The following is a 25,040-nucleotide window of genomic DNA, read 5'->3' as shown; positions in this document are numbered from 1 at the left end:
TTTTTCCTGAAATAAACGCGATCGCTACTATAGCGGATCTGTTTGCCAGAAACGTTATAGCAATAACCGTTTCGCTGAGCCTCACATTTGTTTTACTTCGTTCGCTAGGGGCAGGCCTTGCTCAAAACAGGTCAAATTTTCAATCGTGGTACGGGCAATATCCGTGAGGGCATTGCGGGTAAAGAAGGCTTGGTGGGCAGTAATCACCACATTGGGGAAAGATTGCAGGAGTTGGAAGGTGTCATCTTGGATGATTGTGTCCGAGAGGTCTTGGAAAAAGAGGGAGTCTTCCTCTTCATAAACATCAATGCCCAGATAACCAATTTGGCCGCTTTTAATGCCCTCAATCACTGCTTTGGTGTCCACCAGTTTGCCGCGACTGGTATTGATTAACATCACGCCTCGCTTCATTTGGGCGATCGTGGTGGCGTTGATCACGTGTTCATTTTCGGGCACCAAGGGGCAATGGAGCGTCACAATGTCGGATGCCGCCAGCAGTGTCTCTAGGGTTGTGTAGGTACCAATCTCCCTGAAGGCTTCACTCGGGTAGGGATCATAGCCGTAGAGGTGGCAGCCAAACCCCCGCATAATCTGACCCACAATACGGCCAATTTTACCCGTGCCAATAATGCCAACGGTACAGCCATGCAGGTCAAAGCCCATCAGCCCCTCTAGGGAAAAATTATCATCGCGCACGCGGTTGTAGGCACGGTGGAGTTTGCGGTTGAGCATCAGGATCAGCCCCACCGTATGCTCCGCCACTGAATAGGGGGAATAAGTACTCACGCGGGTAACTGTGATGCCCAAGCTAGCCGCCGCAGCCAAATCCACATTGTTGAAGCCCGTACAGCGCAGTGTTACTAGACGCACCCCCAACGCCGCCAGCCGTTTGAGGGTCTCTGTCCCCAGATCATCATTGACAAAGCCACAGACCGCCTCATGTCCCTCGGCAAGGGAAACTGTTTCAGGGCGCAGCAGCAGATCGTAGTAGTTGAGAAGATGGGGATGGCCTTGAGCCGCATTGGCGGCATTCAAAAACTCGCGATCGTAGGATTTGGCACTGAAAACGGCAACCTTCATGGCACTGTACTCCTGCCCTAGCAACATTACAGGTTTTACAAAAGAGCTGTTGCTAGCTTAGCGATTGCAACTTTAAGGTTCTGTTAACTCAGGATAAATACTTGGAAGATGTACCTAGACCTTCTGAAAAAACTGGCGAATGGTTGCAGCAATATGCTCAATGGTGGCATCGCTCAATTCAGGCCAAATTGGTAAGCTCAGTACCTCGCGCGCAAGGCGATCGCTCACAGGATTGGGTGGAGATTGCCCCTTGTACATCGGACAGTGGTCTTGGGGAATCGGGTAGTAAATCATTGAACTAATGCCAGCTTCCTGCAAGTAAGCCGCAAGGGCATCCCGCTGGCCATTGAGCACCCGAATGGTATATTGATGAAACACATGCCCCGCAGATACCGCTGGGGTGACTATCGTCTCAATATCCGCCAAGGCTTGGTTATAGGTTTGCGCCACTCGCCGTCGCTCTTGATTCCAGCGATCGATATGGGGTAGCTTCACCCGCAGAATTGCCGCCTGTAGGCTGTCCAAGCGAGAATTGTAGCCAATCATTTCGTGGTGGTAGCGTTGACGGGAGCCGTGAACCCGCAGCATGCGCGATCGCTGGGCTAAATCATCATCGTTGGTGGTAATCAGCCCGCCATCGCCATAGGCACCCAAGTTCTTTGTCGGGAAAAAAGAAAAGGCACCCATGCTGCCGATCGCCCCCGTGAATTGATGGGCTAGGGTCTTTTGAGTCACCTCTGTACATTGACAATTGTTACAGGGCGGGCAATAGCGGGCACCAAAGGACTGGGCACAATCCTCAAGAATCGCTAACCCATGAGCTTGGGCAAGTTCCACAATTGCTCCCATTGCTGCCGGCCGCCCAAATAAATGCACGGGCAAAATCGCCTTGGTGCGGGGGGTAATCGCTGCCGCAACTTTACTGGGATCCAGGTTAAAAGAGTCTAATTCCACATCCACAAAGACTGGGCGGGCACCCACCAAACTAATCGCCTCTGCCGTCGCAAAAAACGAAAAGGGGGTTGTAATCACCTCATCGCCAGCACCTATTCCCAAACTGCGCAGGGAAATCACCAGTGCATCTGTGCCTGAATTCACGGTTACTGCATGGCGCACTCCCAAATAGGCGGCTACCTCTTCCTCAAAGGCCTGTACCTCTGGCCCTAGAATGAACTGGCCGGATGCCAGTACGCGGGCAACTGCGCGATCGATGTCTGCTTGCAGGGATTGATATTGGGCTTTGAGATCAAGAATAGGAATGGTATCCATGAGAACATCGAGCGCAAGTCTTTATTATCATCCTCTCACGAGCGTAGTGTGGTTTTAGCGAATTAAGCTAGGCTTAGAGTGTAGAGCCGCTCTCAAGGGCGGGGTTCCAGACCCGTTTTTTTTGATGAATCCCCAAGAGTTGTTAAAACGCTATGCCAGCGGTGAACGGGACTTTAATCGTGCCAGTTTGACAAATGGCGAGTTTATCAACGCTGATCTACGGGGGATTATTCTCTCCCGTGCCGACATGGAGTGGGTCAACCTGAGCGGGGCCAATCTCAGTGGTGCGGTGCTGTGTGGCGCCGAAATTGTTAATGCCATGCTCATTAAAGCAGAATTGGTGGATGCCAACCTCGCTGGCGCAAACCTCAGCCGCAGTGATCTCAGTTGGGCAAACCTGACGCGAGCGAATCTCAGCCGCGCTGAACTCAGTGAAACCACACTGCGGGGAACGGTGCTTCAGGGTGCAAATCTCTCCCGCGTGGATTTGGCCAATGCGGATCTACGGGGATTGACGCTCGATGGCGTTAACCTTTCGGGGGCAAATTTACAGGGCGCGAATTTGCATGGCACGGATCTAAAGCAGGCGAACCTAACCCGTGTGGATTTAATTCAGGCGGATGTCAGCAATGCCAATCTCAGTGGTGCAAACCTTAGCGGTGCCAACCTGAGTGGTGCGAACTTAACGGCAGCGAATCTCACGGGTGCCAATCTCAGCCGCGTTGATCTCACGGAAGTCAAGCTCAGTGAAGCCAACCTTGCCAAGGCCAACCTTGTCGGCGCCGAACTGGCCAAGGCGGATCTGTCCTCCCTAGAACTCTCAGATGTCAACCTCAGTGGTGCTAATCTCAGTGGCGCGAATTTGAGTCATACCAACCTTAGCCGTGCCGATCTCAGTGGGGCAAATTTACGGGGCGCTAACCTCAGCCATGCCAAACTGGTGGGCACCAATCTGCGGGGCGCCAATCTCCAAGGAGCAAACTTGCAGGGGGCATTGCTGGACAATGCCGATTTGAGTCAGACGGATCTACGCAGTGCCAATCTCAGTGGCCTCGTCTTTAATGGCGTGAAACTGCGGGGTGCCAATCTCAGTGGTGCCAATCTCCGCGAAGTGGAGTTAACGGAAGCCAACTTTAGCCGTGCCGACTTGGTAGAAGCGAATCTCAGCCGTGCCCGCTTGGTGGGAGCCAACCTGAGTCGGGCTACCCTCTCAGAAGCCAACCTGAGCCGAGCGACCCTCAGTGGAGCCACCCTGAGCCGCGCCACGTTTAGTGGCAGCTTACTGGGAACTGTGGATCTCAGCGGTGTTAACTTGAGTGGGGCAGATTTAGGGGATGCCAACCTCTCAGGCTCTAACCTGTCGCGGGCGGATTTGACGCGGGTGAACCTGACTGCTGCGGATATGAGTGGTGCCAACCTTAGTGAAGTGGATTTGCGGGGCACGATTATGCCCGATGGCCGACGGCGAGCTTAGGCGGGGTCTTTTTCGGGGACGGCTTCTTCGGCAGCTTCAACCGGCTGGGGTCTCGGTGGCGCTTGACGGCCAAAGAGGTGCACCAAGTGCTTCAAATGAGCGGCAAGTTCAGGGGTGAGTTGACCCGCAGTTAGCCGCCACGCCCAGTTGCCTTCGCCAGTACCGGGGAAATTCATGCGGGCATGACTATCGAGGCCGAGCAAATCTTGAACGGGAAGAATGGCTTGGTTGGCAACGGTTCCCAAGGCCATGCGAATCAAGGCCCAGTGGGGTTCGCTGGGGGTATAGCCCAAATAGTCAATGAGGCGCTGCCGTTCCCAGTCACTTAGGGTGCGGTACCAGCCGACAGTGGTGTCATTGTCATGGGTGCCGGTGTACACCACACAGTTGCGCTCCTGATTAAAGGGTAAAAAGGGATTATCCGAACCACCACCAAAGGCAAACTGGAGAATTTTCATCCCCGGAAACTGAAACTGATCCCGCAGGGCAATGACATCGGGGGTAATATCCCCTAAATCCTCGGCGAGAATGGGCAGTCGTCCCAAGGCAGCTTGCAAGGCTTCAAAGAAGGCAGCACCGGGACCCGGTTGCCACTCGCCGTTGACGGCTGTTTCCTCCCCTTCGGGCACTTGCCAGTAGCCCTGAAAGCCGCGAAAGTGATCGACACGGATAATGTCCATGTAAGAGAGCAGGGCACGGAAGCGCTCAATCCACCAAGAGTAACCATCGGCAGCAAGGGCCTTCCAGTTGTAAATGGGGTTGCCCCAGAGTTGACCCGTAGCACTAAAGTAATCGGGGGGCACACCGGCCATGAGGGCAGCCGCACCCGTTTCTGGATTGAGTTCAAAAAATTGGGGAAAGGCCCAGACATCGGCACTGTCGTGGGCAACATAAATGGGAATATCACCGATAATCTGAATCCCCTGTTGATTGGCGGATTCCTTGAGGGCGTGCCACTGCTGGTAAAAGAGAAATTGCTGAAACTCGTACTCAAAAATGCGCTCTTTGAGAACGGCTTGGATCGCAGCAAGGGCGGTTGGCTCGCGATCGCGCAAAGGAGCCGGCCATTCATACCACGGCTGTCCCTCGTGGTGATCCTTCAGCGCCATAAAGAGGGCATAGGTAGGTAGCCAGTAGTGGGCAAGGGTTTGAAAGTCGCGAAAGGCCTGCCAGTCTTCTGGGGTGGCTTGACTCTGAAAGCGTTGGGCAGCAAGGCGGAGCAGGGGCAGTTTTTGGCTAATGACAGCCTCGAAATCAACGCGATCGCCATTCTCAAACCTGAGTCCTGCCAAGTCTGCTTCCGTTAACCAACCCGCCTTGACCAGTTCATCAAGGCTGATCAGCAGTGGGTTGCCGGCCATGGCGGAGTAGCACATATAGGGGGAGTTGCCAAAGCCCGTTGGCCCTAGGGGCAAGACCTGCCAATACTGCTGATCACTGGCAACCAAAAATTCAAGGAACTCACGAGCCGCCGCACCCAAGTCACCAATGCCGTGACCACCGGGCAGGGACGTGGGATGAAGCAGTAAACCACAGGAGCGGGGAAAGTGCATTATCAAGCCATGGGGAAACTTGAGCTAATTATCGCCCAATTCTGGATCGGCCATCTCGCTGGATTCCGCTAGAATTTCGGCTTCAAGGGCGGCTAGCTCCTCTGGTGACATGCGTGCAAGGCGATCGCTAATCACGGCCTCCTCATAGTCTTTGAGTTGCTGATGGTAGGTCATCCGTCCCGTAAAGACCCGCAGAAGATAGGTGGAAAGCCAACCGAGAACTCCCAAGACAAAAATGGCTTGACTCCAAATCCCCGCTTGCAGTGGCTCAACCCCCGCAATCCGCAACAGAAGATAGACTAAGCCGCCCGCAAAGAAAACACCAATACCAATCCCGAGAACATCAATGCGGCGCATAGCACCTAGGAATTGAGGGAGCGCGGTTGGGGACGAAAGTTAATAAAGGGTGCCAGTAGGAGTAATCCTGGAAAGAAGAAAGTCACCAGAAAGTACATAAACGCCCGCTCAAAGGAGCTAGCCACATACCAGCGAGCATTCAAATAGGCGTAGACGATCGCCGGCACCACCAGCAGATACAGCACGGCTAAGGCGCCATAGACACCCAGTACCAAAAGTTCCGTTGAAACTGCCATAATTCCTACCTCTTACCAACAATGACCCAACTACTCTGCAACGGTGCTTGTTTCGCTCACGGGTTCCCCAAGGGCAGGAACTGCCATTCCCATGGCTTGCGCAAGGGCTGGGGGCGGGGCTTGGCGACTGGGGGCATTGAGATATTGCCCGGTCAAGATGGGGGGCACCGGCTTCATCTTGTGCTTGGCGGTAAAGAGGCGGTGGGTTTGGGCAAGGTTGTCGCGCTCACTGATATGCTCGTTGGCAATTTTCTTGCGCAGCTTGACGATCGCATCCATGATTGCCTCTGGACGGGGCGGACAGCCGGGCAAATAGACATCCACGGGAATCAGCTTGTCCACACCGCGCACGGCAGAATAGGAGTCAGAGCTAAACATCCCCCCTGTGATCGTGCAGGCACCCATGGCAATCACGTATTTAGGGTTGGGCATTTGATCATAGAGACGCACCAAGGCGGGTGCCATTTTCATTGTGATGGTGCCAGAGGTGATGATCAAATCTGCCTGACGGGGGCTGTTGCGGGGCACCAAGCCAAAGCGATCGAAATCGAAGCGCGAGCCAATCATGGCAGCAAACTCAATGAAGCAGCAGGCAGTGCCATACATGAGTGGCCAAAGGCTCGATAGCCGCGCCCAGTCATAGACATCATTGAGGGAAGTGAGAATAATGTTTTCAGCAAGTTCTTGGGGAACTTCAGGACGAGCAATCGGATTGAGAATGGCAGGCGAGGTCGTATTGGTCATAGGGTTCCCTCAAGGGACATCGGCCAAATGTAAAAACACTTAAGATTATAGGCGTTTGCCCCCACAGATGCACCCCATCGGATGCAGCAAGCAATAAAAAAACTTGACAGCAAGGATAAATTATTTTTGACTGCCCACCTGTAGCCCCGCTGGTAATTCCAAGGTATCGCCAATAGCCGTGCCATCCCAGTAGGCCGCAAGCAGGACATCACAGGTTTTGCCCCAGGCGATCGCCCCTTGGTGATCGAGGCCAATGGCGCCAAAATCCCGTTGCCGACTCGCGGCTTCGCGGAAGGATTTTGCAAAGGCTGCCTCTAGGGACAAGCCATCGGTGACCCGCACCACAATCCGCGTGGCCAGCGCCTCATCAAGAATATCCTCCCCAATGCCGGTACAACTGACTGCTGCTAAGTTGTTGGCATAGTTGCCGGCTGGGGTTGCGGAGTCACTCACCCGCCCAATGCGCTCAAAGCCTTTGCCGCCGGTGGACGTCCCCACGGCCAAGTGTCCCTGCTGATCTAAGACCACGACACCAATCGTGCCCCGCCTTGCCTCCTCGGCCACGACTCCGGCCATGGATTTTTGGAAATTGCCCTTGCGTTCCTCCAGCCACTCGTAGAGTCGCTGATCCGTGAGGGGTTGATACACCGGAAGCTGCAATTCACGAGCAAGTTCTGCTGCTCCTATATCGGACAGAATGCGATCGGGGCACTGTTGCAACCAATGAGCCAGATCAATGGGATTTTTCACTCGTGAGACATTGATGACACCGCTAAGGCTCTGCCGCTGCCCATCCATGAGCGACGCACTCATGCGAATTTGACCGTCGGATTGCAGCACAGACCCCGTGCCTGCATTAAAGCGCGGTTCATCCTCTAGGAGCCGACACCCCAAAACCACTGCCTCAATGGCCGTTGCCCCTTCTTTTAGGGCCTGAACCACTTGGCTAACAATGGTATGCAAGGATTGGCGGACGGGAATGAGACCGCCTTTGTCTTGGAGCGAACTGCCAGCGCCGCCATGGAGAATCACAGTGGGTTGGGGCATCCTTAATCCTAGAAATGAAGCGTGTTCTAGCTCCAAGATACCCTGTGGCGATCGCCGAAATCCACTGCCCTAGGCAACAGCAGCCGTCGGCACCGCCTCATACTCCGTGGTGACTTCCTCAGCATTCAGGAGCGCTTGCAGTTCTTGGATGGCTTGCTGCGTATCTTCGACTTGACTGAGGAGCGATCGCGCGATTTTTTCACCAGAGGCGGTGGACTGCACCACTTCGCGGATGTGATGGCGAAAATGATTGGCCATTTCTTCTACCTGTTGGTTGGCAAACACCACTTGGTTCGCCAGTTTGTTAATGGCCTCACTGATGAAGTCAAAACCAGCCATGTGCTGGCCGCTGCGACTGGCGATTAGCCCTGCTTGGACGGCAAGGTGCTTCACCTGACGGGTAATCTCGGCAATTTGATGGGTGGCTTGGTCAATAATTTCCACGTCCTGCTTCAGCCGTTCGCTGAGGCGATAGACCTCTGCTGTGTGGCGGGTGATTTGATTAACCCCCGTAAAGGTTTCCTGAAAGGCTTTTTGGCCGCGCTCTGAAAGCACTTGGCTGATGGAGATGAACCGCTGATTGAGTTGGGCAATCCGTTCTGCTTGCTCGCGGACAGAGCGCTCCTGCTGCTCTAGGGCTTCGTTCATCTGTTGGGTGCGGGTTAGCTCGCTTTCAAGGCGCTTGGCGTAGTCTTGGTTGCGCTCTTTCTCCACCTTTAACTTCTCAAGGAGTTGCTGGGTGTGGAGATGCTGCTGCTGAATGAAGAGATTTTTCTTGCTCAGCACTTGCGCTTGGGCAATCAGGATCACCCGCATATCCACCAACACCAGTTGCTTGCCCTTGCGTACAACCACGGGTTCATAGACAAAGGCGGGGGGGCGACTCAAGGCCTGTTCCACGGCTTCTTCGACAGGCGTGCGTGCCATCAGGACAAGGGGCGGCACTTGGGGGGCGGCAATTTCTGGAATCAATTTGATCGGGCGTGGCAAGTAGAGATCGCGACCAAATTGCTTACTCATGCGCTCAAAAAACTTGACCTTGGAGATCATGCCGATCACGCGATCGCCCGCCACCACCAGTACTCCGGGTAGCTCAGGGTGGCGTTGAAATTCATCAGCTACTTCTTCAGAGATGGTTTCAGGGGAAACCTGATAGGAAAAATAGGGTAAGTCAGCCAAGGTAGCGGCTGCGGACAGTTGGATATTGACTGTCTCATTCATTTGATTGTCCCCCGGAATGAGTATTGAATTTTTTAGGGTGAAAACTGTACTTTTGCTCTACCTCAGTCAAATTATCCCGACTTGAGAGTAGGAGGAATTTATTTTTTGGTTATCTTTTGGTTAAGTTTTATTCGCGCTAGGGTCTAAAAGGTCTGAAATTTTAGAGAAACAGCAGACTCGTCCGCTTTAGCTAAAATTTAAGAAATCCCAGTAATCTGGAATACAGTTTTCATTTCTTTGATCTATGAATTTTCGGCATACCACTGTTCCACCTGCTGTTGAATTGCTGTTGTTTCTGCAGGGCTAAATTTATCGAGATTTTTGAGAATCACGCTCATGCGTCCTTGATGAGTGAGAACTGCGCGGTGGCGTCCTAGGAAATGCCAATAGAAAAAGTTAAAAGGGCAAGCGCGATCGCCCACTCGTTGCTTGGGATCATAGGCGCACCCTTGGCAATAATTACTCATGCGCTGAATGTAGTTGGCAGACGCTGCATAGGGCTTGGAGGCCAGCAGCCCGCCATCAGCAAATAAGCCCATTCCCAAAACATTGGTTTGCATCACCCAATCGTAGGCATCAATAAAGACGCTGTGGAACCAGTTTTCCACCTCTTGGGGAGATAAGCCAGTAATCAGGGCAAAGTTGGCGAGGATCATCAGCCGTTGAATGTGGTGGGCATAGCCTGTGCGCTCAATTTGCTGCAGAACGTGGCGCAGACAGTTCATGGAGGTGCGATCGCTCCGCCAAAAGAACGTTGGTAAGGGTTGAGTGTGCTGAAAGAAATTGTGCTGGCAGTAGTTGGCACCAAGGTAGTGATAGAGACCATACATATACTCGCGCCAACCCAAGATTTGACGAATAAACCCCTCAACGCTATTTAGGGGGAGTGAGCGTTCACTATAGGCCACCAAGGCTGCATGGATCACTTCTTGGGGATGCAGGAGGCCGAGATTCAAATAGGGGGACAGCAAACTGTGCCACAGAGTCTCTTCTCCTGCCACCATGGCATCTTGGTAGGGGCCAAACTGGGGCAAGCGGTATTCAATAAAGTTTTCCAAAACTTGCAGGGCTTGGGCGCGGGTGACCCCCCAGTCAAAGGGTTCGAGGTGGCCGTAGGTGTCAAAGTTCCCTTGGCGCACTGTCTCAATGACCTCTTGGGTGATCTGATCGGGAGAAAAGCGCAGCGGTGGTGGCGGTTTGAGGTGCGTCGGCGGTGGTTGGCGATTTTCGGCATCGTAGTTCCACTTGCCCCCGCGGGGGGTTTTGCCATCCATGAGAATTTGAAACCGCTGGCGACCAGCGCGGTAGAAGTACTCCAAGACCAGTGTTTTGCGACCTGTCGCCCAGTCCTGAAATTCTGCTTCTGACCAGAGAAAGTGATTGTTGGGCAAGAATTGGATGGCACAGGGGAGATCGAGAGCCACAATCAGATCCCGAAAGGGGCGATCGCTGGGTTGCATGATCCGCAGTTCGTGGATATGGTGGGCTGCAATCCACTGTCGCAGGGGGGTAGCAAAGTCGGCGGCGCTGATCGCATAGGTCACTGGCCAACCGGCTGCTTCCAGTTCTTGGGCAAAATGCCGCATTGCCGACCAGACCAGCACCAATTTTTGAGCATGGTAGCGGCGTTGTTTCACCCATTGGCGGGATTCAATGAGGATGACGGGCACCGGGGTTGGACAGCTTTGCAGGGCTGATTGCTCTTGCCACAGTTGATCGCCTAAAACCCAAACGCCAATGGCCATCTCGACTCAGGTTGTGAATAAGCACTAGGGGGAGGATGGTTTAGTACCGCCAATGTGATTTATCTTAGTGTTCAACTGTTGCAACTCCATACGAAACTCATCATGCAAATTCGCCGGCGTCCCCCTAATCCCGCTGTGACGGTTCACAATCTCCACTACCAAGTACCGGTGGCCGATGACGCCCCCCGCAATATCCTCGAGAAAATCGTGTGGCACAAGGAACAGGAGGTGGAGCAACTTCGGGAAGTGTTGCCCCTGCCGGACTTGCAACGTCAGGTGCTCGATGCGCCACCCGTACGCTCCTTTTTCGCCGCGCTGCAAAATCCTGTCACCCAGCCGGCACTGATTGCTGAGGTCAAGAAGGCCTCTCCCAGTAAAGGGATTATTCGCCCCAACTTTAATCCGGTGGCGATCGCCCAAGCCTACGTTGCCGCTGGCGCGACCTGTCTTTCCGTGTTGACGGACAGTGAGTTTTTTCAAGGAAGTTTTGAGTACCTCGCCCAAATTCGCCAGGTGGTCGATGTGCCGCTGCTGTGCAAGGACTTTATCATCTACCCCTACCAGATGTTTCTGGCAAGGCTGCGGGGCGCCGATGCAGTGCTACTGATTGCCGCTATTCTCTCGGATCGCGATTTGCGCTATTTTCTGCGCATTGCCCAAGGATTGGGACTAACGGCACTGGTGGAAGTACACACCGCCGAGGAGATGGAGCGGGTTTTAGGCCTTGAAAATGTGCGCCTCGTGGGCATCAACAATCGCAATTTGACGGACTTTAGTGTTGATCTGGCCACTACTGAAAAGCTGTTGGCTACCTATGGGGCGCAATTGCGCGATCGCAACATCCTTGTGGTCAGTGAATCAGGCATTCATCAGCGTGCCGATGTTGAGCGGGTGGCACAAGCCGGTGCCCAAGCCATTTTAGTCGGAGAATCCCTCATGCGACCCGCAGCAGAGATGGCGCACTTGAGCGAGGCGGAGCAACTCCAAGCACGGATTCAGCAGTTATTCCCAGAGTTAGCACGCTAGGTATGCCCCTGAAGGCAGTTTTGTTTGATTTCAATGGTGTGATCCTCGACGATGAGGCGATCCATGCTGCCCTCATTGAGGAGATTCTGCTGCAAGAAAATCTGCGACCCCAGCGGGGCGAGTACGACCTATTTTGCCTCGGCCGCAGCGACCGCGCCTGTTTGGATAACCTCCTCAGCCGCCGCGGCCGGGCAGTGACCCCCGCCTATTTGGATAAACTGGTGGCACAAAAGGCAGCCGCCTACCGCGCACGCTTGGCCAGTATCGAACCATTTCCCTTCTTTGAGGGGGCGATCGCCCTGCTGGAGAAACTCCATGCTGCCCAATTGCACATTGCCATTGTCACCGGTGCCCTGCGATCCGATGTGGACTTAGCCCTTGAGCGGGGAAACTTGACTGGCATTGTGGATTGCATTATCAGTGCCGAAAGCGTGGAACGGGGCAAACCCTATCCTGACCCCTATCTGCGTGCCATTGCAGCCCTGCAAGCCCTAGGGGGCGATCTCACAGCCGCTGATTGTCTGGCGATCGAGGACACGTTGGTGGGGGTGCAATCCGCCCGTGAAGCTGGGGTCAAAGTCTTGGGGGTCGCCCACACCTATCCCTTCCACATGCTCCAGCGTCGCTGCCATTGGGTGCTCGATCGCCTTGATCAGTTTGACCTTGAGGAAATTGCCCGCGTGTTTGACCGCAGCGTGGCCGCCACCGCCTCCTAGAGGTGTTTGACCTCAGCAATGAGTTGATTGAGCACTTCCTTGGCATTGCCAAAGAGCATCAGCGTTTTGTCTTTGTAGAACAACTCATTGTCAATACCGGCAAAGCCCGGATTGAGGCTGCGCTTGATCACAATCGTGTGCCGTGCCCGATCCACATCGAGAATGGGCATGCCATAGACGGGGCTACCGGGGTTGGTGCGAGCAGCAGGGTTGACAACATCATTGGCGCCAATCACCAGTGCCACATCCACATTCTCAAACTCTGGATTGATGTCCTCCATATCCTTGAGTTGGGGGTAGGGGACATTGGCTTCCGCAAGCAGCACATTCATGTGCCCCGGCATGCGACCGGCAACGGGGTGAATCGCGTACTTAACATCGACGCCAAGCCGCTCCAGTTGATCCGCCAGTTCTTTGACACTGTGCTGCGCTTGAGCCACCGCCATCCCATAACCGGGGACAATGACCACCGACTTGGCATAGCCGAGCATCATCGCACTTTCTTCAGGATCAATCGTGTGTACTGACTTCGCCGTGGCGTGGGCTGTCACCTCGGCGTTGCCCGTGGTCGCACTGCCAAAACCACTAAAGAGGACATTGGCCAAGGAGCGATTCATGGCTTTGCACATGATCTGCGTCAGAATCAGCCCTGAAGCCCCCACCAAAGCACCAGCGATAATGAGCATACTATTGCCAACAATAAAGCCAGCGGCACTGGCAGCCAGCCCTGAGAGGGAGTTCAAAAGGGAAATCACCACGGGCATATCGGCACCGCCAATGGGCAGGACAAAGAGCACTCCCAAAATGCTGGCGATCGCCACCAAGCCCCAGAAAATCGGCATCTGACTTGGATCCAACCACACCCAGCCACTGGCCACCAAGAAAGCCACCAGCAAGCCAAGGTTAATCGCCTGCTGCATCGGGAAAATGATCGGGGTTCCCGAAATCAATCCCTGAAGTTTACCAAAGGCAACAAGACTACCAGTCAGGGTGACCCCACCAATGAGCACCCCCAAAATAATCGTGATCAGCGTACTGGCGGTCAGCGGTTCACCCACGGCCACAATGCGGCAAAATTCACCAATGCCTACCAAGGCAGAGGCCGCCCCTCCTAAGCCATTGAGTAACCCCACCATCTGGGGCATGGCCGTCATTTCCACTTTGTAGGCAGCGATCGCGCCAATGACACTGCCGAGGCCAATGGCCGCTAGGATGCCCGTATAGCTAATAATCTGGCGATCGAGGAGCGTGACCACAATCGCAATCAACATGCCCAAGGCGGCAAGGCGATTTCCTTGACGGGCCGTGGCCGGAGACCCCAATTTTTTCAAACCGAGGATAAAGAGCGCCGCCGCGCCCAGATAGCTCAATTCTTCAATGCGTGTTAGCCAATCCATGGTTCCTACCGCTTAAACATCTGCAACATGCGATCCGTGACCAAAAAGCCGCCCACCACATTAATCGTGGCGAGCACTGTCGCAATAAATCCCAAGACCACCGTTAAGGTCGTGTGCCCACTCCCCGCCATCAGTAGGGCACCAATCACGGCAATCCCCGAAATGGCATTGGAGCCAGACATCAGGGGCGTATGCAGCGTGGGGGGGACTTTGTTAATCACCTCAAAGCCAATGAAACTGGCCAGCACAAAAATAATCAGACCGACAAGAATGGGATCTGTCATAGAACGAACCCTCTAGGGACATCTCTAAACCGTCGTTGCCAAAGTTTGGGCCGGATGCAGCAGTTGCAGTACCCGTGGGTTGCGAACCTGCCCTTCATGGGTGATACAGGCGGCATCAACAATGTCATCGCCAAAGTTCAACACCAATTCCCCTTTAGGAGCAAGGTACTTCAGGAGCGTTGAAATGTTTTTGGCATACATTTGACTGGCATGCACCGCCATTGTCGAGGGCAGATTAATCGGGCCAATAATGGTAACCCGCTGATGACAAATAGAGCGCCCCGGTTCTGTGCAGGCACAATTGCCCCCCTGTTCAGCGGCCAAATCCACAATCACCGAACCCGGTTTCATGCTGGCCACCATGCGTTCTGTGACCAAAAGAGGGGCAGGCTTGCCGGGAATTTGAGCCGTGGTAATGACCACATCGGCACTGTGCACATGGGCAGCGATCGCCTCTTGGGTTTTGTGCTTCGCGGCCTCAGAGACCTCTTTGGCATAGCCGCCGGCTGCAACCGTATCCTCCTCAAGGTTGACTTCGACAAATTTGGCACCGAGGCTTTGCACTTCTTCCTTGACGGCTGGGCGAATATCAAAGGCTTCAACTACAGCGCCCAAACGCCGCGCGGTGGCGATCGCCTGCAAGCCAGCCACCCCTGCCCCAATCACAAACACCTTAGCGGGGGGAATCGTCCCCGCTGCTGTCGTCAACATCGGGAAAAAGCGCGGCAAATTGGAAGCAGCCAATAACACCGCCGCATAGCCGGCCACCGCTGCTTGGGAAGATAGGGCATCCATACTCTGGGCACGACTGGTGCGGGGAATACACTCGAGGGCAAAGGCGGTAATATGCCGCTCTGCCAAGTGTTGCATCTGCCATGGATTGCCCAAGGGATTGAGAAAACTAATTAAGGTGGTGCCGGGGCGAATCCACTCCACCTCGCGATCGCGCAGCGGCGCAACCTTGAGCAGCACATCCACACCGCCCCAGACCTCTTCAATGGAATAACCAATTTCCGCACCTGCTGCACGGTAGTCATCATCGCTGAAGTGAGCCATATCCCCTGCACCGGACTCCACACAGAGGTGATACCCCTGCTGCACCAGCTTGGCAACAACTTCGGGAATCAGGGCAACCCGTTGTTCACCCACTTCGCGTTCCTTAACGACCCCAACTTTCATAGGCACTCTTGGATAGGGTTTGCAGTCTTGACAGAACAATTCCTTGGTGTACTCATCAGGGCATTTTTATAACCGCCCGACACCGTCACAACACATTCACCTACTGTCCTGTACTGATCCTCAAGCTACTGCGATCCCCTTGGGAATGCGAGGAAATGTCAGCATTTCATGGGGGTTCTCCACAAGTCTTATGATCCCCGGTAACCTTTGTAACAAATGTTGACATAGCTCTTTTCTGAAATCGAATACATAAACGATGTGGGATGCTACCCTACAGCGGCATTGGCGTTTACACTTTTGAGTGTGTTCAATCCATGTGAAAAAGGCCGTATTATCGCTGGGTACTTCTACTTGCCAAACCTAGAAAATATCAATCCCAGCACCCTTGTGGCAGACTAGGAGATTGCAAGTACAGAGTCACAGGCATGTTCAAAACAATTTTAGTGGCACTCGATACCAGTGAGTTATCGGCACGGGTGATGGCAGCGGTGGCACAGTTAAATCTTGACCCAGATGCCCAAGTGATTCTCAGTCATGTGATTTCACCGGTGGAGTCGGGGTTTGGGGTCAGTGCCGATCGCCCCTCCTTGCATCCGCAAATGGGCACCTACCGTAGTATTGAACAGCATTTACAACAGTTTCAAAGCCACCTCCCCTGTGACTCAGAAATTGAAATTGTGACTGGTGACCCCGTCGAGGAAATTTTACGCTTGGCCAATATCTATGGGGCAGACCTGATTGTACTGGGGAGTCGCGGTCTCACGGGGGTTGAGCGGGTGGTGCAAGGCTCGGTAAGTGGCGCCGTTGTCGCTGATGCCCCCTGCTCAGTGTTTGTGGTTAAGTCAGCGGAAACCTAAGCTATGACAGCACCATTGACGGGTCTGACAGCGGCGGAAGTGGCGGAGCGGCAAGCCAGGGGTCGCATTAACCGTCAAGCGAGTGAAAGCAATCGCACCTATGGCGACATTTTGCGGGAAAACCTCTTCACGTTTATCAATGGGGTTTTTGCTTTTATTAGCGTCATTTTGCTCTTTTTAGGTCGTCCGGGGGATGTGGCTGCCATCATCGTGGTCGTGTTTCTCAATGCCATCATTAGCATCCTGCAGGAAATTCGCGCCAAACGGCAGTTGGATGAAATTAGCCTCCTCACCCGTCCCCGTGTCAAGGTGCTGCGCGATCGCCAAGAGGCCATTATTGATCCCGCAGAAGTTGTCGAAGGGGATATTCTCCTTTTGGAGCCGGGGGATCAAATCGTTGCCGATGGCACGGTGGTTGGGGATGGACAAATTCAAGTGGATGAGTCGTTACTCACAGGGGAGTCGGATCTCATCTCCAAGCAAGCGGGCGATCGCCTGTACTCTGGGAGCTTTTGTGTGCGCGGTGCCGCTGCCTATGTCGCCGAACAGGTGGGGGAAGCCAGTACTGCCCATCAACTCACTGCTGCCGCCAAAACCCACCACCACAAACTCACTCCCCTGCAACGGGAAATTAACCTGATTATCCGCGTCATTCTGGCGCTCGCGGTTTTCCTATGGCTATTGGTGCTGCTCTCGCTATTGGTACGCCTGACCACCCTACAAATGAGTGTGCAAACGGCAGCCGTGGTGGCGGGTCTTGTCCCCGTGGGCTTGTATCTGACGATTACCCTCACCTATGCCTTGGGGGCACTGCGTATCTCCCGTGCCAATGTCTTGGTGCAGCAGGTGAATGCCATTGAGTCCCTGAGTGGGGTGGATATTCTTTGCCTTGATAAAACGGGCACGCTGACGGCCAATGCCCTTGAACTCCATAGCTGGTACGCCCTCACCGATACAGCAGAAAAGACAAAAGCGGCCCTCGCCACGTTTACCGCCAGTGTTAGTGCGCCGAACCGTACCATTGTTGCCCTCACAGAGGCTTTTGGCGGCAGTTCCCAGCCCCTCCGCCTTGAAATTCCCTTCTCCTCCGCCTACAAGTGGAGTGCCGCAGCGTGGCATGACTCAGAAGCATTTATTTTGGGGGCACCGGATGTCCTCTTCAAGAGTGAAGACCTCTCCCCTGAGCTGGCTGAATTACTCCAGCGGGGACGGCAGCAGGGATTGCGGGTGCTCCTCTTTGCTCGTAGTCGCACTGATCCTCAATGGGATGAGCGGCAGGAGACGCCCCTCTTGCCCCCAGATCTCGAACCCTTGGCAGTGATTTGGGTGGGCGATCGCCTGCGACCCCAATCCCGCGACGTTTTGGAACGCTTTCAACAGGCTGGGATTCAAATCAAAATTATCTCCGGTGATCATGCGGAAACGGTGGTTGCCTTGGGTAAACAAGTTGGCCTCGATGCAGGGGCGATCGCCATCTCCGGCACAGAACTCGCCGCCATGGATGATGCGAGCTTTGATCAAATGGCTGAGAAAGCCACGGTTTTTGGTCGCATTACCCCAGAGCAAAAGGCGAAACTCGTGACTCGACTGCGCGCCCTCGGGCATCAGGTGGCCATGATTGGCGATGGTGTGAATGATGTTCTGTCCCTGAAGCAAGCCAATGTGGGAATTGCTATGGAAAGTGGCAGTGCCATTACCCGTAACGTGGCTGATATTGTATTGCTTGCGGATTCCTTTGCCGCTTTGCCAGAAGCCTTTCGTGAGGGGCAGCGCATCTACAACGGTATTCAAGATGTCACGAAGCTCTTTTTGGTGCGGGTCTTTAGCTTTAGTTTGCTGTGTCTAGTCACCGTTATGGCAGGGCGCGCCTTTCCGCTGCTGATTAAGCACAATAGCCTGCTAACCCTGTGGGGGGTCGGTTTGCCTACCTTGGCGGTGGCTTTTTGGGCAGTGCCGGGACCGCGTCCCCATCGATCCCTGATTCGATCATTACTGCACTTTGTCATTCCTGCTACCCTGAGCCTTGCACTGTTGGCCATTTTCATGTATCTGGGGGTGTTGGCACGGGAACTGACGCCCCTTGTGGAATTGCTCCAAGGACGCTTTGATCCAACGCTGTTGAATGGTCGCGAGGTGCTCTCGGAATTGGGGCACAGTGTGGCGATCGCCCGCACCGCCTTGGTGACGACCCTGATGCTGGCCTCCCTCTGTTTAGTCCTGTTTCTCAAACCTCCCCATAGCACATGGGTTGGCGGCGCGCCTCTAGTGGGCAACTGGCGTTATGTTGCTGTGGTTTTCGCCCTACTGGCTGCCTTCTTAATCATCAGTTTCTCGCCGACCCTACGGGCAGTGGCTGAACTGGAACCCCTTTCGTGGTCGCTGTGGGCATTGATTGTGCTGATTGTTTTGCTCTGGGTGATTCTCCTGCGCAGCTTTTGGCGCTATCGGCTCTTGGATCGCTTCCTTGGTGTGGATCTCAGTTAGGCATGGGGGGCGCGATCGCGCTGAATGGAATAGAGATGGGCATACAACCCCCCTTGGGCAAGGAGTGTCTCATGGTCTCCCTGCTCACGAATCGTGCCTTGATCCAAGACCACAATTTGATTGGCATCCCGTACCGTACTGAGGCGGTGGGCAATCACAATCATTGTGCGAGTCCCGGTAATGGAGCGCAGGGCCAGTTGAATTTCCCGCTCCGATTCATAATCTAGGCTTGAGGTGGCCTCATCAAAGATCAGGACATCGGGATCTGCTAAGAGAGCACGGGCAATCCCTAACCGCTGCCGCTGTCCCCCCGAAAGCCGCAACCCCCGTTCACCGACAATTGTGCGATAGCCTAGGGGCAACTGATGCACAAATTCATCCACCCGCGCAATGGCACAGGCCTCATAGACGGCATCGGCACTGACCTCGGGGTTGGCATAGGTGAGGTTATCCCAAAGGGTGCCATTAAAGACATCGACTTCTTGGTGGACAATGGCCAGCCGCCGACGATAGGCACGGACATCGAGGGTTTGAATATCTTGGCCGTCAATAAGAATTTGCCCCTGATCCGGCTGGAAGTAGCGAAAGAGAAGCTTGATCAAGGTGGATTTCCCTGAACCCGATCGCCCCACCAAGGCGACTGTTTGGCAGGGTTCAATGAGTAGGTTAATGTCCCGCAGAATGGGACGCCCCGGCGTGTAGCTAAACCAAACGTGCTGAAAATCCACCTTGCCCGAAAACTTTAGGCTAGGAATCTGCTGTTGCTCCAGATCAATGGCATCGCGACCGGGGGGCAATTCCATAAATTCATGGAAGCGCAAAATTGAGGCATAGCGGCGCGCAAACACCTCCGACACCTGCGAGAGGGGGGTAATTTCGGCATAGGCCATACTGGCAAGGGTATAAATCGTAATGAAGTGGCCAATGGAAACCCGTCCGGCGATCGTGGCCGCTAGGGAAAACCCCAACAAACTAAACAGACAGAATTGGACGACGGTTCCCTGCCAAGTAATCAGGTGCATATAGCCGCGATGGATGCGGTCAATGACCATCTTGAACTCGCGATCGAGGCGCTGCTGTTGGCGAGCGAGTTCACGGGCTTCGGTGGCAAAGGCTTTGACGGTTTTGATATTGGTAATAATTTCTGAGGTGCGACTTTCTGTGCTTTCGATGTGGCTGTCGAGGATTTCTTCTTTTTGAATAATGCGCCGTAGGGTGCGCAGGGTTAGCACCAAGATCACTGTAAAGGAGATCAACAGCCCAAGGGCGATCGGCCAATCAAGCCACCAGACAATCACGCCAATGCCCAGCACCCGTACCAGTTTGGGAATCAGTTGGCCGGCAATCTCAGGATAACTCCAAGTATGGTTGGAAATTCCTTTACTGACACGGTTGGCAATGCGACCAGGGTTGTTTTCCTCAAAGAATTCTAGGGGCAGCGTCAGGATTTTCTCGACGGCTTTGCGAGTGTGGTCGCGGCGGGCAGCCAGGGCAATCCACCAGTGGAACCATACCCCCAGCCACGGTTGAATTGGGGCACGCACTACAGTGGCCAAAAAGACAATACTGCCAAGAACGGTGAGATTGACGCCAAAGGCATTGTTCCAGCCCGTCCATGCTTGGAGCGTATGGGCGATCGCCACCACTGGCGGATCAAGGGGTTGTTGCGAGAGCAGGTTGAGAATTTGACCAATGGCATAGGGCACGAGCAAATCCACCAGTTCGCAGAGACTGGCAGCGGTAATACTAGCGATCGCCATCCCCCGATAGGCGCGATAGTAACCCAGAATGGAGCGAAACGTGGCCATAGAAACAGGACAAGCACTGTTCCTATTTTAAGAAATCTTAAAATTTTCTGCCGTCGCTCTTGGGTTGAGAATGCCCTTAGACCTTCACAGAGACCGGGGTGCGATTGAGGCGCGTTTCATAGGGGGCACTGACAATCAGCGATCGCCCCGTCATCTCAGGGGGTTGAGGCAGCCCCAAAATTTCCAGAATGGTCGGTGCAATATCAGCCAGACAGCCATCCTGCCGCAGGCTCACATCCGTGCCATGGCCGGGGATTTTACGTTTCTCCCCTTCCACCAAGATGAAGGGAACGGGGTTGGTGGTGTGAGCCGTCCAGGGGTTGCCGTCTTCATCAATCATGTACTCAGCGTTGCCATGATCAGCAGTAATCAGCAGCGTGCCCCCCACTTTTGTCGTCGCTTCCACCAATACGCCTACACAGCGATCCACAGTTTCAATGGCTTGAATGGTCGCTTCCATCTGCCCCGTATGCCCCACCATATCGGGGTTAGCAAAGTTCACCACAATTAGGGCATATTCCTGTTTCTCAATGGCTTCTTTGACCGCTTCTGTGACGGCAAGGGCAGACATGGCTGGCGCTTGATCGTAGGTGGCCACCATTGGACTGGGGATGAGAATGCGATCTTCACCGGGGAAGGGTTCCTCAAGGCCACCATTGAAGAAATAGGTGACGTGGGCATATTTTTCTGTTTCCGCTGCCCGCAGTTGCTTTAAGCCATGCTCGGCAATCACCTCGCCAAGGATATGATTGAGGTTTTGGGGCGGGAAGGCGACACCACAGTTAAAGTTGGCATCGTATTGGGTGAAGGTTACGTATTCGAGCGGCGTAATTAGCGTCCGTTCAAAGCCGCTAAAGTCAGGGTCAATAAAGGCTTGGGTGAGTTGGCGGGCGCGATCGGGACGGAAATTAAAGAACACCACGCCATCGCCGGGTTCAACAGCTCCTTCAGCAATGCGTGTGGGGACAATGAATTCATCGCCAATATCCTGGGCATAGGACTTACTGGCCACATCCACCGCCCGCAGGGGTTGAATATTCTCATTGCTAGTCATGACGCGGTAGGCCGCCTCAGTGCGATCCCAACGGCGATCGCGATCCATGGCATAGTAGCGACCACTCACCGTCACAATCCGTCCACAGCCGATAGTTTTCAGGCGCTGCTCCAATTCCTCAAGGACACCTGCTGCATCGCGGGGGGGCGTATCGCGACCGTCGGTAATGGCATGAATACAGGCCGGTAACTCCTGGCGCTTGGCCAGTTCCACCAAGCCGTAGAGGTGATCAATGTGGGAATGCACCCCACCAGCAGAACACAGACCGATAAAATGCAGCTTGCCCTTGCGCTCCTTCACGGTTTGGCAGAGCTTGACAAGGACGGGATTGCTAAAGAGGCTGCCATCTTCGACGGCATCGGAAATGCGCACCAACTCTTGGGGAACAATGCGCCCGGCACCGATATTTAAGTGCCCCACCTCGGAGTTACCCATTTGACCCTTGGGGAGTCCCACCGCCTTCCCAGAGGTGTAAATCAATGTGTGGGGGTAGGCTTGCCACAAACTGTCCATGACTGGCGTATTAGCACTGGCGATCGCATTACCGTAGGTCTCTTCGCGATAGCCCCAGCCATCCAAAATCATCAAAACAACGGGCGCAACAGGAGACGATGCCATGTGAATGCCCTACCTTAAACTTCTCTGGGAAATGGTGTAAATTGTACAACCTCGCAAATGATACCATTCTCCACCGCGAGAGACAAATTGGGTAGCTTCTGCTACAGTCCGCACGTTGGATCAATTCTGAATCAATAGATGGATCTATCCTAGCGGATCAGAGATGGCCAAATGTTGAAAACTGTTACAGATGCGGCTTTTCGGGATTAAATCCTTGAAGACAAAAAATTGCCGTGATAGTATCCAAACTGTTGTTTGTTAGCCAAAATTGGGAGTCGTCCGTTGTCACTTCGGGTAGCAGTGGTCGGTGGTGGTCCAGCGGGTTCCTCAGCCGCCGAAACCTTAGCCAAAGCCGGAATCCAGACCTATCTCTTTGAACGTAAATTAGACAATGCCAAGCCCTGTGGCGGTGCGATCCCCCTGTGCATGGTCAGTGAATTTGACTTACCACCGGAAATCATTGACCGCCGCGTGCGCAAAATGAAAATGATTTCCCCCTCCAATATCGAGGTGAACATTGGCCATACCCTCAAAGACCACGAGTATATCGGTATGTGCCGCCGCGAAGTCCTCGATAGCTTTATGCGCAATCGGGCGGCAGATTTGGGTGCCAACTTGATCAATGGCACCGTCTTTAAGCTGGAGCAGCCCACCACCAGCGATCAGCCCTACACCCTCCACTATGTGCAAGAGGATGGCACAGCTCAGACCCTTGAAGTGGATGTGGTGATTGGTGCCGATGGGGCAAATTCCCGCATTGCCAAGGAAATTGATGCCGGCGATTACAACTACGCCATTGCCTATCAGGAGCGAATTCGCCTGCCTGAGGACAAAATGGCCTACTACAACGAGTTGGCAGAAATGTACGTGGGGGATGACGTGTCCCCTGACTTCTATGCATGGGTTTTCCCGAAATATGACCATGTCGCCGTGGGCACCGGCACCATGAAGGTCAACAAAGACCGCATTCGGGAATTGCAAGCGGGAATCCGCGCTCGCGCTGCTGCCAAACTGGAAGGGGGGCAAATTATTAAAGTGGAAGCTCACCCGATTCCTGAACATCCTCGGCCACGGCGGGTGGTCGGTCGCGTCGCCCTTGTAGGGGATGCTGCGGGTACTGTCACCAAGTCCTCTGGGGAAGGCATTTACTTTGCCGCCAAGTCAGCCCGCATGTGCGCTGAAACCATTGTCGAGACCTCCAACAGCGGTCGCCGTATCCCCACGGAAGCAGATCTCAAGCTCTACCTGAAGCGCTGGGACAAAGCCTACGGCATGACGTACCTAGTCTTAGATCTGCTGCAACGGGTCTTTTATCGCTCCGATGCCACCCGTGAGGCCTTTGTGGAGATGTGTAGCGATATTGATGTCCAGAAGCTCACCTTCGATAGCTACCTCTACAAAACCGTTGTGCCAGCTAATCCCTTAGTGCAGTTGAAAATTACGGCAAAAACCATTGGGAGCCTGATGCGGGGCAATGCCCTTGCACCCTAAGTGAGTTTCGGATCCGCCCTCGGCCCTTAGAGGGCTTGGATCCACTCATGAATGCTGTACTCTGTCCACACTTGATGCTGCCAGTAGGGGTCGTTTTCAATCACTTGGCGCACGGTCTCTTCGCTATCCGCCTCGTAAATGGCAAAAAAGTAGCGCAGGTCTTTCGTCGGGCCAATGGTGATCAGTACCCCTTGGGCTTTTTGAGCCGCGAGGCCATCGAGGTGGGCTTGGCGATGGGGGGCACGCCGTTCGAGGACATCCTCACAGTAGCGTCCCCAAGCCACAAATTTGGTCATTTCATCCTCCTAGGCTTGTTCGGCAGCCAGTTGCGCCAATTGTTCCTGCTGATCACGGCTAATGCAGGCTTGGATAATTGGTTCCAGATCCCCTTCTAGGACGCTGCTGAGGCTAAAGTTTTGTCCCAAACGGTGATCGGTGACGCGGTCATCTTTGTAGTTATAGGTGCGGATTTTTTCGGAGCGATCGCCCGTACCCACTTGGGAGCGACGCATTGAGGTAATGGCTTCCTGCTGTTCCCGCAGCTTCATTTCGTAGAGTTTCGCCCGCAGGATTTGGAAGGCGCGCTCCTTGTTTTTCAGTTGGCTACGCTCTTCGGTGCAGAAGATGCGAATACCCGTCGGCTTGTGGAAGAGGTCAACGGCTGTTTCCACCTTGTTGACGTTTTGACCGCCTGCGCCCCCCGATCGCGCCGTGGTGAGTTCAATGTCCTTAGGATCAATTTCTACTTCCACTTCATCCACTTCGGGCATTACCGCCACGGTGGCCGTAGAGGTGTGAACTCGCCCCCCCGCCTCAGTGACAGGTACCCGCTGCACGCGATGGACACCGGATTCAAACTTCAGCTTGCTATAGACGCGATCGCCCTTGATTTCGAGGATGGCTTCCTTGAAGCCCCCCATTTCGGCAAGAGATTCACTGACTAAGCTCACCTGCCAGCCTTGACTTTTGGCATAGCGGGAGTACATTCGCACCAAATCCCCTGCCCAAATTCCCGCTTCATCACCGCCCGCACCGGCGCGAATTTCGAGCATGATGTTTTTGTCATCATTGGGGTCGCGGGGCAGGAGCAGAATTTTGAGGCGTTCCTCCAGTTCGGCAATGCGGCGGCTGAGATCAGCGACTTCTTCTTCAGCCATTTGCCGTAGTTCGGGCTCATTGACCGCTTCTTTAAGCAGTTGGCGGGCATCCACCAGTTGCTGATTGAGGGACTGCCATTCGTGATAGGCATTTACCGTCTCCTCTAGGGCAGCACGGGAGCGAGCCACCTTCTGAAATTCGGTTGGGTTGACCGCCACATCGGGATCCGCCAAGCGACGGGTCAGTTCCGTAAAGGTTTGCTCGACAGTGCGGAGTTTTTCCAGAAGATAGGCTTCTGCCAT

At 54.1% G+C, this 25,040-nt stretch carries 22 protein-coding genes; 6 read left to right on the top strand and 16 right to left on the bottom strand.

The features are described from left to right. Positions 1–81: 81 nt before the first annotated feature. Both KV190_RS00865 and KV190_RS00860 read right to left on the bottom strand, forming a co-directional pair. On the bottom strand, positions 82–1,080 hold the full coding sequence (locus KV190_RS00865) for a 2-hydroxyacid dehydrogenase (RefSeq protein ID WP_460194164.1): 999 nt from the start codon (positions 1,078–1,080) through the stop codon (positions 82–84). Positions 1,081–1,194: 114 nt separating this feature from the next. Next, entirely contained in the window at positions 1,195–2,349 is a 1,155-nt protein-coding gene (locus KV190_RS00860; RefSeq protein WP_460194162.1) for a DegT/DnrJ/EryC1/StrS family aminotransferase, read from the bottom strand. 124 nt (positions 2,350–2,473) lie between these two features. Between KV190_RS00860 and KV190_RS00855 the strand changes: the two genes are divergently transcribed. After that, complete coding sequence (locus KV190_RS00855; RefSeq protein ID WP_460194160.1) at positions 2,474–3,823, top strand: pentapeptide repeat-containing protein; 1,350 nt, start codon at positions 2,474–2,476, stop codon at positions 3,821–3,823. On the opposite strand, the gene malQ is transcribed toward KV190_RS00855, so the two are convergent. The 7 genes from malQ to KV190_RS00820 form a co-directional block, all read right to left on the bottom strand. Then, complete coding sequence (malQ, locus tag KV190_RS00850; protein ID WP_460194159.1) at positions 3,820–5,376, bottom strand: 4-alpha-glucanotransferase; 1,557 nt, start codon at positions 5,374–5,376, stop codon at positions 3,820–3,822. The genes KV190_RS00855 and malQ overlap by 4 nt on opposite strands. 24 nt (positions 5,377–5,400) lie before the next feature. Beyond that, positions 5,401–5,733 (bottom strand): DUF3007 family protein, encoded by a 333-nt coding sequence (locus KV190_RS00845; protein ID WP_460194158.1) that lies wholly within the window; start codon positions 5,731–5,733, stop codon positions 5,401–5,403. 5 nt (positions 5,734–5,738) lie between these two features. Beyond that, positions 5,739–5,969 carry a photosynthetic/respiratory NAD(P)H-quinone oxidoreductase subunit L gene (gene ndhL / locus KV190_RS00840; RefSeq protein ID WP_460194157.1) on the bottom strand — a complete coding sequence of 77 codons (231 nt, stop codon included), beginning with the start codon at positions 5,967–5,969 and terminating at the stop codon, positions 5,739–5,741. A gap of 30 nt (positions 5,970–5,999) precedes the next feature. Next, the gene (gene ndhK / locus KV190_RS00835; protein ID WP_460194156.1) at positions 6,000–6,713 is read right to left on the bottom strand and encodes a photosynthetic/respiratory NAD(P)H-quinone oxidoreductase subunit K; all 714 of its coding nucleotides are present in this window, start codon (positions 6,711–6,713) and stop codon (positions 6,000–6,002) included. 120 nt (positions 6,714–6,833) lie between these two features. Beyond that, entirely contained in the window at positions 6,834–7,760 is a 927-nt protein-coding gene (locus KV190_RS00830) for an isoaspartyl peptidase/L-asparaginase (RefSeq protein WP_460194155.1), read from the bottom strand. A gap of 69 nt (positions 7,761–7,829) precedes the next feature. Further along, entirely contained in the window at positions 7,830–8,981 is a 1,152-nt protein-coding gene (locus tag KV190_RS00825) for a hypothetical protein (RefSeq protein ID WP_460194153.1), read from the bottom strand. A 242-nt stretch (positions 8,982–9,223) separates the two neighbouring features. Continuing rightward, a complete protein-coding gene (locus KV190_RS00820; protein ID WP_460194152.1) occupies positions 9,224–10,726 on the bottom strand; it encodes a cryptochrome/photolyase family protein in 1,503 nt (500 codons plus the stop codon). A 102-nt stretch (positions 10,727–10,828) separates the two neighbouring features. Here KV190_RS00820 and trpC point away from each other — a divergent pair, with 102 nt between their 5' ends. Together trpC and KV190_RS00810 are read left to right on the top strand one after the other, a co-directional pair. Further along, complete coding sequence (gene trpC / locus KV190_RS00815; RefSeq protein WP_460195191.1) at positions 10,829–11,752, top strand: indole-3-glycerol phosphate synthase TrpC; 924 nt, start codon at positions 10,829–10,831, stop codon at positions 11,750–11,752. Positions 11,753–11,754: 2 nt separating this feature from the next. Next, positions 11,755–12,468 (top strand): HAD family hydrolase, encoded by a 714-nt coding sequence (locus KV190_RS00810; protein ID WP_460194151.1) that lies wholly within the window; start codon positions 11,755–11,757, stop codon positions 12,466–12,468. Here the strand turns inward: KV190_RS00810 and KV190_RS00805 are convergent. From KV190_RS00805 to KV190_RS00795, 3 genes are read right to left on the bottom strand one after another with little or no spacing between them, the layout of a single operon-like run. Then, positions 12,465–13,865: an NAD(P)(+) transhydrogenase (Re/Si-specific) subunit beta gene (locus KV190_RS00805; RefSeq protein WP_460194150.1), complete on the bottom strand. Its 1,401-nt coding sequence runs from the start codon at positions 13,863–13,865 to the stop codon at positions 12,465–12,467. The genes KV190_RS00810 and KV190_RS00805 overlap by 4 nt on opposite strands. 5 nt (positions 13,866–13,870) lie before the next feature. Continuing rightward, the gene (locus KV190_RS00800; RefSeq protein WP_250682948.1) at positions 13,871–14,149 is read right to left on the bottom strand and encodes an NAD(P) transhydrogenase subunit alpha part 2; all 279 of its coding nucleotides are present in this window, start codon (positions 14,147–14,149) and stop codon (positions 13,871–13,873) included. A gap of 24 nt (positions 14,150–14,173) precedes the next feature. Beyond that, the gene (locus tag KV190_RS00795) at positions 14,174–15,328 is read right to left on the bottom strand and encodes a Re/Si-specific NAD(P)(+) transhydrogenase subunit alpha (protein WP_460194149.1); all 1,155 of its coding nucleotides are present in this window, start codon (positions 15,326–15,328) and stop codon (positions 14,174–14,176) included. Positions 15,329–15,753: 425 nt separating this feature from the next. Here KV190_RS00795 and KV190_RS00790 point away from each other — a divergent pair, with 425 nt between their 5' ends. Further along, a complete protein-coding gene (locus tag KV190_RS00790; RefSeq protein ID WP_206200764.1) occupies positions 15,754–16,185 on the top strand; it encodes a universal stress protein in 432 nt (143 codons plus the stop codon). Between the two features lie 3 nt (positions 16,186–16,188). Then, positions 16,189–18,669, top strand: coding sequence for an HAD-IC family P-type ATPase (locus KV190_RS00785; RefSeq protein ID WP_460194148.1), 2,481 nt, complete (start codon positions 16,189–16,191; stop codon positions 18,667–18,669). On the opposite strand, the gene KV190_RS00780 is transcribed toward KV190_RS00785, so the two are convergent. Continuing rightward, a complete protein-coding gene (locus tag KV190_RS00780) occupies positions 18,666–20,477 on the bottom strand; it encodes an ABC transporter ATP-binding protein (RefSeq protein ID WP_460194147.1) in 1,812 nt (603 codons plus the stop codon). The genes KV190_RS00785 and KV190_RS00780 overlap by 4 nt on opposite strands. A 76-nt stretch (positions 20,478–20,553) precedes the next feature. Beyond that, positions 20,554–22,149 carry a 2,3-bisphosphoglycerate-independent phosphoglycerate mutase gene (gene gpmI, locus KV190_RS00775; RefSeq protein ID WP_460194146.1) on the bottom strand — a complete coding sequence of 532 codons (1,596 nt, stop codon included), beginning with the start codon at positions 22,147–22,149 and terminating at the stop codon, positions 20,554–20,556. A gap of 282 nt (positions 22,150–22,431) precedes the next feature. Here gpmI and chlP point away from each other — a divergent pair, with 282 nt between their 5' ends. Further along, the gene (chlP, locus tag KV190_RS00770) at positions 22,432–23,640 is read left to right on the top strand and encodes a geranylgeranyl reductase (protein WP_460194145.1); all 1,209 of its coding nucleotides are present in this window, start codon (positions 22,432–22,434) and stop codon (positions 23,638–23,640) included. Between the two features lie 26 nt (positions 23,641–23,666). Here the strand turns inward: chlP and KV190_RS00765 are convergent, their stop codons facing one another. Together KV190_RS00765 and prfA are read right to left on the bottom strand one after the other, a co-directional pair. Beyond that, positions 23,667–23,936, bottom strand: coding sequence for a YciI family protein (locus KV190_RS00765; RefSeq protein WP_460194144.1), 270 nt, complete (start codon positions 23,934–23,936; stop codon positions 23,667–23,669). A 9-nt stretch (positions 23,937–23,945) separates the two neighbouring features. Beyond that, a complete protein-coding gene (gene prfA / locus KV190_RS00760; protein WP_149821148.1) occupies positions 23,946–25,040 on the bottom strand; it encodes a peptide chain release factor 1 in 1,095 nt (364 codons plus the stop codon).

It is taken from the genome of Thermosynechococcus sp. FA-CM-4201 (assembly GCF_054689355.1).
Note: the sequence above shows the minus strand (reverse complement) of the source record. Positions and strands in the feature narration are given on the sequence as shown.